The sequence below is a fragment of the Aeromicrobium sp. genome (assembly GCF_025965075.1).
GTDB lineage: Bacteria > Actinomycetota > Actinomycetes > Propionibacteriales > Nocardioidaceae > Aeromicrobium.
In genome coordinates, this window is sequence record NZ_JAOPXQ010000168.1 from 1 (window position 1) to 9,081 (window position 9,081).

The 9,081-nt window shown below is 70.6% G+C and carries 12 protein-coding genes and 2 tRNA genes; 6 read left to right on the top strand and 8 right to left on the bottom strand.

Annotated features, from left to right (window positions below):
* Positions 1–381 (top strand): ABC transporter ATP-binding protein (locus JWQ91_RS10300; RefSeq protein WP_297783263.1); only part of this gene is annotated, 381 nt, incomplete at its 5' end.
* 69 nt (positions 382–450) lie between these two features.
* Complete coding sequence (locus JWQ91_RS10305) at positions 451–1,347, top strand: oxygenase MpaB family protein (RefSeq protein WP_297783266.1); 897 nt, start codon at positions 451–453, stop codon at positions 1,345–1,347.
* On the opposite strand, the gene JWQ91_RS10310 is transcribed toward JWQ91_RS10305, so the two are convergent.
* Complete coding sequence (locus tag JWQ91_RS10310) at positions 1,318–1,794, bottom strand: MarR family winged helix-turn-helix transcriptional regulator (protein WP_297783269.1); 477 nt, start codon at positions 1,792–1,794, stop codon at positions 1,318–1,320. The two genes, JWQ91_RS10305 and JWQ91_RS10310, sit on opposite strands and share 30 nt — an antisense overlap.
* Positions 1,795–1,893: 99 nt before the next feature.
* Between JWQ91_RS10310 and JWQ91_RS10315 the strand changes: the two genes are divergently transcribed.
* From JWQ91_RS10315 to JWQ91_RS10330, 4 genes are all read left to right on the top strand, one after another.
* Positions 1,894–2,550, top strand: coding sequence for an NAD(P)H-dependent oxidoreductase (locus JWQ91_RS10315; RefSeq protein WP_297783272.1), 657 nt, complete (start codon positions 1,894–1,896; stop codon positions 2,548–2,550).
* Positions 2,551–2,688: 138 nt separating this feature from the next.
* Positions 2,689–2,979: a hypothetical protein gene (locus tag JWQ91_RS10320; protein WP_297783275.1), complete on the top strand. Its 291-nt coding sequence runs from the start codon at positions 2,689–2,691 to the stop codon at positions 2,977–2,979.
* Positions 2,976–3,398, top strand: coding sequence for a phage holin family protein (locus JWQ91_RS10325; protein ID WP_297783278.1), 423 nt, complete (start codon positions 2,976–2,978; stop codon positions 3,396–3,398). Before JWQ91_RS10320 ends, JWQ91_RS10325 begins: the two co-directional genes overlap by 4 nt.
* Entirely contained in the window at positions 3,388–3,588 is a 201-nt protein-coding gene (locus JWQ91_RS10330; RefSeq protein ID WP_297783281.1) for a DUF3618 domain-containing protein, read from the top strand. The genes JWQ91_RS10325 and JWQ91_RS10330 overlap by 11 nt, the downstream gene beginning before the upstream one ends.
* Before the next feature lie 60 nt (positions 3,589–3,648).
* On the opposite strand, the gene JWQ91_RS10335 is transcribed toward JWQ91_RS10330, so the two are convergent.
* The 7 genes from JWQ91_RS10335 to JWQ91_RS10365 all read right to left on the bottom strand — a co-directional run.
* Positions 3,649–4,275 carry an MBL fold metallo-hydrolase gene (locus JWQ91_RS10335; RefSeq protein ID WP_297783284.1) on the bottom strand — a complete coding sequence of 209 codons (627 nt, stop codon included), beginning with the start codon at positions 4,273–4,275 and terminating at the stop codon, positions 3,649–3,651.
* Position 4,276: 1 nt separating this feature from the next.
* The gene (locus JWQ91_RS10340) at positions 4,277–5,362 is read right to left on the bottom strand and encodes an S-(hydroxymethyl)mycothiol dehydrogenase (RefSeq protein WP_297783287.1); all 1,086 of its coding nucleotides are present in this window, start codon (positions 5,360–5,362) and stop codon (positions 4,277–4,279) included.
* A gap of 135 nt (positions 5,363–5,497) precedes the next feature.
* The gene (locus JWQ91_RS10345) at positions 5,498–5,692 is read right to left on the bottom strand and encodes a hypothetical protein (protein ID WP_297783290.1); all 195 of its coding nucleotides are present in this window, start codon (positions 5,690–5,692) and stop codon (positions 5,498–5,500) included.
* Positions 5,693–6,276: 584 nt separating this feature from the next.
* A tRNA-Ala gene (locus JWQ91_RS10350) sits at positions 6,277–6,349 on the bottom strand.
* Positions 6,350–6,499: 150 nt separating this feature from the next.
* Positions 6,500–6,574: transfer RNA gene (locus JWQ91_RS10355), tRNA-Ile, on the bottom strand.
* A 66-nt stretch (positions 6,575–6,640) separates the two neighbouring features.
* Entirely contained in the window at positions 6,641–7,468 is an 828-nt protein-coding gene (locus JWQ91_RS10360; protein ID WP_297783293.1) for a DUF3566 domain-containing protein, read from the bottom strand.
* Positions 7,465–9,081: DNA gyrase C-terminal beta-propeller domain-containing protein (locus tag JWQ91_RS10365; protein WP_297783296.1), on the bottom strand; the 1,617-nt coding region annotated here is incomplete at its 5' end. The genes JWQ91_RS10360 and JWQ91_RS10365, both read right to left, overlap by 4 nt.

Below are 9,081 nucleotides of genomic sequence, written 5' to 3' on the forward strand. Positions count from 1 at the left end.
TCCGGCGGTCAGCGCCAGCGCGCCAGCCTGGCCCGGGCGCTGGCGCTGAACCCCGAGCTGCTGATCGCCGACGAGCCGACCTCGGCCCTCGACGTGTCGGTGCAGGCCCGGGTGCTCGAGCTGTTCACCGAGCTGCAGCAGCGGTTGCAGTTCGCGTGCCTGTTCATCAGCCACGACCTCGCGGTCGTCGACACCCTGGCCAACCGGGTCGCAGTGATGCAGCACGGCAAGCTCGTCGAGATCGGCCCGCGCGAGCAGGTCCTCGGCAACCCGCAGGAGGAGTACACCAAGCGGCTCATCGCCGCGGTACCCGTGCCCGATCCCGAGGAGCAGGCCCGTCGCAGGGCCGAGCGCGGCGCGCTGCTGACCGACATCTCCTGACCGTGCACCGCGAGGTGGCCCGTTCCGTTTCGGCGGGCCACTTCCCGGTCGGGGGAGCAGACTGGGAAGGTGAGTCCGCTCAGCTCCCTGCGCCGACATGTCGGCGACACGATCTTCGCCCGCATCGCCGGTGACGAGGGTCCCGCCCGGCGGGACCGCATCCACTTCACGGAGGGCCCGCGTCGCTTCGGCCCGGACTCGGCGATCCACCGGGTCCACGGTGATGCCTCGATGTTCGTCGGCGGCATGCGCGCCCTGCTGCTGCAGTCCCTGCACCCCTTGGCGATGGCAGCGGTCGACCAGCACTCGGGCTACCGCGGCGACCCGTGGGGGAGGCTGCAGCGGACCAGCACGTTCCTGGCTGAGACGACGTTCGGGACGATCGAGGACGCCGACCGCGCCGTCGCGATCGTCCGCGCCGTGCACGGGCGGATCACCGGCACCGCACCGGACGGGCGGGCGTACGCCGCCGCCGACCCGCACCTGCTGCGCTGGGTGCACGTCGCCGAGATCGACAGCTTCCTGCGGGCCCACGACCGCTACGGTGCCCGACCGCTGGACGCCGCGGGCCGCGACGCGTACGTCGCCGAGACCGCCCACGTCGCCCTCGCCCTGGGTGCCGTCGACGTGCCGAAGACCGTCGCCGAGCTCGACGAGGTGCTCGCCGGCTACCGGCCGGAGCTCGCCGGCACGTCCGCCGCCCGCCGGGCCGCGCGGTTCATCCTGGTGCACCCGCCGGTCCCGCTCCCGCTCCGCGCGCCGTACGGCCTGCTGTCGGCGGCCGCCGTCGCGATGATGCCGCGGTGGACCCGGGTGCCGCTCCGGCTCCCGTACCTGCCGCTGACCGAGGCCACCGCCGTGCGGACCAGCGGGATCGCGGTCACGAGCGCGATCCGGTGGGCGATGGGCGCGGGCGCCCCGCAGCCCCGCCCGGAGTCAGCAGGCGGGCGGACCGTCGCAGGCTGAGTGGTCGGCCGGGGCGTCCGAGGTGACCCGGGCCAGGAGCGCGCGGAAGAGCTCGGCGTCCTCGGCGGACAGACCCGCCAGCACGGCGTCCTCGACCTCGCGGAGCCGGGCGGCGGACGCTTCGAGCTCCCGGTGGCCGTCGCGGGTCAGGACGACCTGACGGGCGCGGCGGTCCGCGGGATCCGGGCGCCGTTCGACCAGACCGGACTTCTCCAGGTCGTCCACCAGGTAGGTCATGACGGTGCGGTCGATGCCGAGCCGGTGCGCGATCGCCGCCTGGTTGCTGCAGTCGCCGGCGGCCGAGATCGACAGGACCTGGAACCCCCGCGGCCCACCCGGCAGGTGGTCGATCGCCGCCCGGGCGCCGACGAGATAGCTGCGCAGCAGCGAGCTCAGCGCCTGGCCGAAGTCGACCGACCCCTCCTGCTCGGCTGCCGTCTCGGTCATGGAGCCATCCTAGCGCGACCCTCGGACGAGACGATGATCACTTGGTTCTATCTTCTGCTTGACATATGATCTGTTGAACAGACTATCTAGGAGCGACACATGAGCACGATCTTCCGGCTGGACTCCAGCATCCGACAGGACGGCTCGGTGTCCCGCGCCGTCGCCGACACCCTCGAGTCCGAGCTCGTCGCCGGCCTGCCGGGGGCCACCGTCGTCCGCCGCGACGTCGCCCTCGACCCGATCGCTCCCGACGTGTGGGCGACCTCGACCTTCGCCGGCTTCACCCCCGAGGCCGATCGCACGCCCGAGCAGCTCGCCGCCCAGGCCGTCGCGACCGGTCTCGCCGACGAGGTCGTCGACGCGGACGTCATCGTCATCGCCACGTCGCTCTACAACTTCGGCGTCTCGCAGCACCTCAAGACGTGGGTCGACACCCTCATCTCCGATCCCCGGTTCGCTCCGGGCACCGAGACGGTCAAGGGCAAGCCGGCCTTCCTCGTCGTCGCCCGGGGAGGCGGCTACGGCCCCGGCACTCCGCGCGCGGGCTGGGACCACGCGACGGACTGGATCCGTCGCATCCTGGCGGATGTGTGGGGCCTCGACCTGGACGTCATCGAGACCGAGCTGACCCTCGCCGAGGTCACGCCGCAGATGGCCGAGCTGCGCGACCTGGCTCGCGAGCAGCTCGCCGAGTCGCACGAGACGGCCCGCACGGTCGGCCGCTCCGTCACGCTCAAGCTGCGCTCGGCCGCCTGAGCTCGGCTCGGTCCCACCGCTCCGCTTCGCCGCTGCCGTCCCCCACGAGGGACGGCACCGGCGGTCCTGCGTGTCATTCCCGGCATATGGGGTACGCCCCTGCTTCCCAGGTACACCGACATCAGGAGCTGAAGACCGATGAAGAAGCTGTCCCTGCTGATCGCCGCCGGCGCCGGGTATGTCCTCGGCACGCGTGCCGGACGAGAGCGCTACGAGCAGATCAAGACCCAGGCCACCAAGGCCTGGAGCAACCCCAAGGTCCAGGAGACCGTCGACGGGGTCCAGACCCAGGCCAAGCAGGCCGGCGCCGACGTCGGCCACAAGGTCGGCGAGAAGGTCGCCGGCGCAGCCGGTGACGTGAAGGCCAAGGTCACCGACCGCGGCAGCGACGACCAGACGTACCCGCCGGCCGGTCCGAGCTCGCTGTGACCGAGCAGCGGACGACCCCGCCGGCCGAGGCATCGACCGGCGAGCTGCTGGTCCAGGCCACGCAGGACATCTCTCAGCTCATCCGCGACGAGATGCAGCTGGCCAAGCAGGACCTCGCCGCGAGCGGCAAGAAGGTCGGTGTCGGCGCGGGGCTGTTCGGCCTCGCCGGCACCCTCGGCCTCTACGGGCTGGGTGCCCTGATCGCCGCCGCGATCCTCGGGATCGCCGAGGGCCTCGAGCCGTGGCTCGCGGCCATCATCGTGGCCGTCGTGCTGCTCATCGCCGCCGGCGTCGCCGCCCTCGTGGGCAAGGGCAGCATCAGCCACGCCGGCGAGTCGCCGCAGGAACGCGTCGAGAGCGTCAAGGCCGACATCGCCACCGCCAAGCACGGCACCGAGGGAGCGACCCATGACGTCTGACCTGGAGCAGGAGATCGAGCAGACCCGTGAGCACCTCGGCGAGACCGTCGACGCGCTGGCGGCCAAGCTCGACGTCAAGAGCCGGGCGCAGGAGTCGATCGCGTCCGCCGACAAGCGGCCGTTCGCCGCGGCGGGCGTCCTGGCCGCGGGACTCGCCGCCGCCGCGCTGCTCTGGCCCCGCAGGCGCTAGCCCACGCGGAGTCATCCCGGACGGGCCGCGACACGGCTCGACCGGGATGACGTCCCGGGGTCAGGCGCCGCGGGCGATCCACTCGCCGAGGTGGGGCGCCTCGGCGCCGATCGTCGTGTCGTCGCCGTGTCCCGTGTGGACCACGGTCTCGTCCGGCAGCGGCAGGAGCCGCTCGCGGATCGAGTCGATGATCGTCGGGAAGTCCGAGTAGGACCGGCCGGTCGCGCCGGGACCACCGTTGAACAGCGTGTCGCCGGTGAAGACCGCGCCGAGGTCCGGTGCGTACAGGCACGTGCTGCCCGGGGAGTGGCCCGGCGTCGGGAGCGCCCGCAGCGTCGTGCCCGCGACCTCGAACGTCGCGCCGGTGTGCAGCTCCTGGTCGGGAGCGGTGTCGTGCTCGGCGTCCCACAGCATGCGGTCCGCCGGCGGGAACCACACCTGCGCGCCGGTGGCCCGGCCCAGCTCGACCGCCGCGTTGATGTGGTCGTTGTGCCCGTGGGTCAGGATGATCGCGACGACGGTACGTCCGCCGATCGCGTCGAGGATCGGTGCCGCGTCGTGCGGGGCGTCGATCACGATGACCTCGGCGTCGTCGCCGACCAGCCACACGTTGTTGTCGACGTCCCAGCTCCCGCCGTCGAGGCAGAACTGTCCCGACGTCACGATCTTGTCGATGCGCGCGGCCATGTCAGAGCTCCACGACGGATCGCAGCACGGTGCCCTCGTGCATCTTGGCGAAGGCGGCCTCGACGTCGTCGATCCCGATCGTCTCGGTCACGAACGCGTCCAGGTCGAGCCGGCCCTGCTGGTAGAGGTCGACCAGCATCGGGAAGTCGCGTGACGGGAGGCAGTCGCCGTACCAGCTGCTCTTGAGCGAGCCGCCGCGGCCGAAGACGTCCAGCAGCGGGATCTCGAGCTGCATCTCGGGGGTCGGCACCCCGACCAGCACGACCGTGCCGGCGAGGTCACGCCCGTAGAAGGCCTGCTTCCAGGTCTCGGGGCGGCCAACCGCGTCGATCACGACGTCGGCGCCATGGCCGTCGGTCAGGGCCTGGATGGCCTCCACCACGTCGCCCGACCCGGCGTTGATCGTGTGCGTGGCGCCCATGCCCTTGGCCCACTCGAGCTTGCGGTCGTCGAGGTCGATCGCGATGATCTTGGCGGCGTTGGCCAGCCGGGCCCCGGCGATCGCCGCCGAGCCGACCCCGCCACAGCCGATCACGGCGACCGAGTCGCCGCGCTGTACGTTGCCGGTGTTGATCGCGGCACCGATTCCGGCCATGACACCGCAGCCCAGCAGGCCCACGGCGGCGGGGGACGCGTCCGGGTCGACCTTGGTGCACTGGCCGGCGGCGACGAGGGTCTTGTCCGCGAACGCGCCGATGCCCAGCGCCGGGGACAGCTCGGTGCCGTCCTCGAGCGTCATCTTCTGCGTGGCGTTGTGGGTGTCGAAGCAGTACCAGGGGCGACCGCGCCGGCAGGCGCGGCAGCTGCCGCACACCGCGCGCCAGTTGAGCACCACGAAGTCTCCCGGCGCGACGTCGGTGACGCCCTCACCGACGGACTCCACGACGCCGGCGGCCTCGTGGCCCAGCAGGAACGGGAACTCGTCGTTGATGCCGCCCTCGCGGTAGTGCAGATCGGTGTGGCAGACGCCGCACGCCGAGATGTCGACGACGGCCTCACCCGGACCCGGGTCGGGGATCACGATGTTCTCGACCGTGACGGGTGCCCCCTTCGCGCGGGCGATGACTCCTCGGACGGTCTGCGGCATGCGAACTCCCTTGATGTGACGTGGTCTCACCACGACGCTATCGGCAAGCCGTTTGCCCCGCGACAGCACGTGCGGTCCCCGTGGACGGACGCCCGGGTCCGCGCCCGGTCCTCCGTTTCACGGGGAACATCGCGATCAGAGGATGTAGAGCATCTCCTGGTACGTCGGCAGCGGCCACAGGTCGTCCGCCACGATCGCCTCGAGCGCGTCGGCGGCCGAGCGGACCGCCGCCATCGCAGGGAGCAGGCTCGCCTGTGCGTACGTCGCCTCGGCCAGGGCGTCGTCGCCGTGGTCGGCGGCAGCGCGTTGCGCAGCGCGCCGATCCGCCACCGAGTCGGCGATCAGCGGGTCGAGGATCTGGGAGTTTCCTTCTCGTGAGGTCGGGCAGACGTCCCTCCGGGCAACCGCCGACAACAGGATGCGGGACGTGCGTTACGGGCCCGTGACGCCCGTGATTCCGAGGCAAAACCATGCGCGCCGCTCGGATGGTCCGGGCTGAATCACACAGGTGTCATCTTCCACAGGTCTGTGCACAGGTGGGGACAACTCTGGGGGTCCGCACCGCCGCTGACCTGCGGAATCACATCGGTGTCATTCTCCACAGGTGTGTGCACAGGTGGGGATATCTATCTGTGCGGAGGGAGCCTCACGCCGCCCAGTGCTCGAGGTTCAAGAACGGTGCTCACGACCAGGATGTCGCCGGTCTGGTGGTTTCCGGCGGGTCGAGAACGTGGGTACCTGGCAACACCCTGGCCGGGGCCTCGGGGATCCCTTGTGCACGCTGGGGCGGGGCGGCTTCGCCGCGCTGACGCAGGCGTGTCGATGGGGCCCGACTCGAGTCGCTCGCTGGATTCACACCAAGACAAAGCCCCCACCACCCCAAGATCGGGGTTGGTGGGGGCTTTGTCTTGGTGTGGAGCCGAGGGGACTCGAACCCCTAACCCCCTGCTTGCAAAGCAGGTGCGCTACCAATTGCGCCACGGCCCCCGGTGGTGATCTCCGGGGTTCAGAGCTTGTCGGTGCCGGCCGCCCAGGTGTCGGCCGGCTTGTCGTTCTTCGCCTTGCCGAGGGCCCAGAGGACCCCTGCGGCGGCGATCCCAAGAGTGAGGATCTTCTTCATCTGACCTCCTCGTTGAGTGGGCGTACGAGGACTTGAACCTCGGACCTCTTCCTTATCAGGGAAGCGCTCTAACCAAGCTGAGCTATACGCCCGCAACAGCCGTGAACTTTACCGCACGGTGCACCGATGCCCCACATCGGGGCCCCCGCGCCGTGAACTCACTTCTCCTCGGCGAACGTGACCTCGACGCCACCCATGAGCTGGGCGGCCAGGTTGTACAGGTGCGCGCCGATCGTGGCCAGTGCCGTGGCGATCACGACGTTGACCGCCGAGAGCACCAATGTCAGCCCCACGACGCGGCCGAAGCCGAAGTAGTCCTTGACGTCGAAGCTCGAGGAGTCGTCGCTGAGGACCGAGGTGAAGCTGTCGTTGATCTGCTCCCACACGCCCGCGAAGTCCAGGACGATCCAGAAGATCATCGCGGCCACGACGGCCACGATCATCATCGCCACCGAGATCGCGAAGGCGAGCCGGGTCACCGACCACGGCTCGACGTGCGTGAGGCGCAGGCTGGCCCGGCGGCCGGAGTTGGGCGACACCGCCGGCGCGTGGGCCGTCTCGCGGTCCCTGTCGTGCCTGTCCCGGACCGCGGGGATCACGGCGGTCGACGAGGCCGACTGCTTGGTCGTGCGGGCGTAGTCCGACGCCGTGAGCGGACGGCCCGTGGGACCGCCGACCGGCTGGAGCCGGGGCTTGGCATCGGACCTGTCCCGCTCGGGCGCCGGCGGCTTTCCGGTGGCCGCCGGCTTGGCGGGAGTCGACGTGCCGGAGGCAGCGGGCGCCGACGGGGCGGCGATGTCCCGCGGACGGCCCTTGTCGGTCCGGGCGTCAGGCTTGGGCGCCCCGGAGGCGCCGCTGCCCGACGGCTTCGACGCCATCGGCTTGGGAATGCGCGGGATCGCCTGGGTCGGTGCCGAGTCGCCCGCGCCCGCACCGGGCGCGCTCGATCCCGACGCGGTGTTCGTGTCCTGGGATTTTTCGGTCACTGGTCCTGGTCCTCGTCGGTCGGGGTCGCCTCTGTCTCGGCCTCGTCCTGGAGGACCTCGGTGTTGCGAGCAATGGTCACCACTCGGTCGTCCCCCGTGAACTTCACGAAGCTCACCCCCATCGTGCCACGCCCGGTCGGGTTGACGCCCGAGACGAGGCTGCGAGTGACCTGACCGCCGGCCGTCACGGAGATGACGTCGTCGGTGTCGACGAGGACCAGGCCGCCCACGAGCTCACCGCGGTTCTCGGTGATCTGCATGGCCTTGATGCCCAGTCCGCCGCGTCCCTGCAGCCGGTACTGGTCGATCGGCGTCTTCTTGGCGTAGCCGCCGTCGGTCACCGTGAAGACGTACAGCTCGTCGGCCTCGGGGACCTCGGCCTGCTCCAGCGCCGCGGCAGAGCGGCGGATGACCGACATCGACAGCATCGAGTCGTCGCCGCGGAACTTCATGCCCGTGACGCCGGACGTCGCTCGACCCATCGGCCGCAGCTGCTCGTCGTCGGCCCGGAACCGGATCGCCTGCGCGTGGCGGGAGATCAGCAGCAGGTCGTCGTCGGGCGTGACCAGCTCGGCGCCGATCAGCTCGTCGTCCTCGTCGCGGAAGTTGATCGCGATGACGCCGGACTGGCGGGGGCTGTTGTAGTCGCCGAGCCGGGTCTTCTTGACCAGGCCCTTCCTGGTCGCCAGGACGAGGTAGGGCGCCTGCTCGTAGTCGCGGATCGCGAGCACCTGGGCGATGTCCTCGTCGGGCTGGAACGACAGCAGGCCGGCGACGTGGCCGCCCTTCGCGTCGCGACCGGCCTCGGGCAGCTGGTAGGCCTTGGCCCGGTAGACCCGTCCGGCGGTCGTGAAGAACAGGATCCAGTGGTGGGCCGTCGTCGGGAACATGTGCTCCACGACGTCGTCACCGCGCAGCGCCGCACCACGTACGCCCTTGCCGCCGCGGTTCTGCACGCGGTAGAGGTCGGTCTTGGTGCGCTTGGCGTAGCCGCCCTTGGTGATCGTGACGACGACGTCCTCGTCGGGGATGAGGTCCTCGTCGGACAGGTCGCCGTCGGCCGGGATGATGACGGCACGTCGGTCGCTGCCGAACTTGTCGACGATCGCGGCCAGCTCGTCCGAGACGATCTGGCGCTGACGCTCGGGCTTGGCCAGGATGTCCCGGTAGTCGGCGATCTCGATCTCGAGCTGGGCCAGGATGTCGATGATCTTCTGACGCTCGAGGGCGGCGAGCTTGCGCAGCTGCATGTCGAGGATCGCGGTGGCCTGGATGTCGTCGATCTCCAGCAGCGACTTGAGGCCCTCGCGCGCCTCCTCGGCCGTGGGGCTGCGACGGATCAGGGCGATGACGTCGTCGAGCGCGTCGAGCGCCTTGACCAGGCCGCGCTGGATGTGGGCGCGCTCCTCGGCAGCATCCAGCAGGTACTGGGTGCGGCGCTGGATGACCTCGATCTGGTGCGTGATCCAGTTGCAGATGAAGCCGACGAGGGTCAACGTGCGCGGCACCTCGTCGACCAGGGCCAGCATGTTGGCGCTGAAGTTGGTCTGCAGCTCGGTGTGCTTGTAGAGGTTGTTGAGCACGACCCGGGCGATCGCGTCCTTGCGGATCTC

What these genes read in the sequence shown, in the direction of transcription:
- JWQ91_RS10310 (WP_297783269.1), bottom strand. Translation starts at nt 1,794, where the DNA reads ATGACCGAGACGGCAGCCGAGCAGGAGGGGTCGGTCGACTTCGGCCAG.
- JWQ91_RS10320 (WP_297783275.1), top strand. Translation starts at nt 2,689, where the DNA reads ATGAAGAAGCTGTCCCTGCTGATCGCCGCCGGCGCCGGGTATGTCCTC.
- JWQ91_RS10315 (WP_297783272.1), top strand. Translation starts at nt 1,894, where the DNA reads ATGAGCACGATCTTCCGGCTGGACTCCAGCATCCGACAGGACGGCTCG.
- JWQ91_RS10340 (WP_297783287.1), bottom strand. Translation starts at nt 5,362, where the DNA reads ATGCCGCAGACCGTCCGAGGAGTCATCGCCCGCGCGAAGGGGGCACCC.
- JWQ91_RS10330 (WP_297783281.1), top strand. Translation starts at nt 3,388, where the DNA reads ATGACGTCTGACCTGGAGCAGGAGATCGAGCAGACCCGTGAGCACCTC.
- JWQ91_RS10335 (WP_297783284.1), bottom strand. Translation starts at nt 4,275, where the DNA reads ATGGCCGCGCGCATCGACAAGATCGTGACGTCGGGACAGTTCTGCCTC.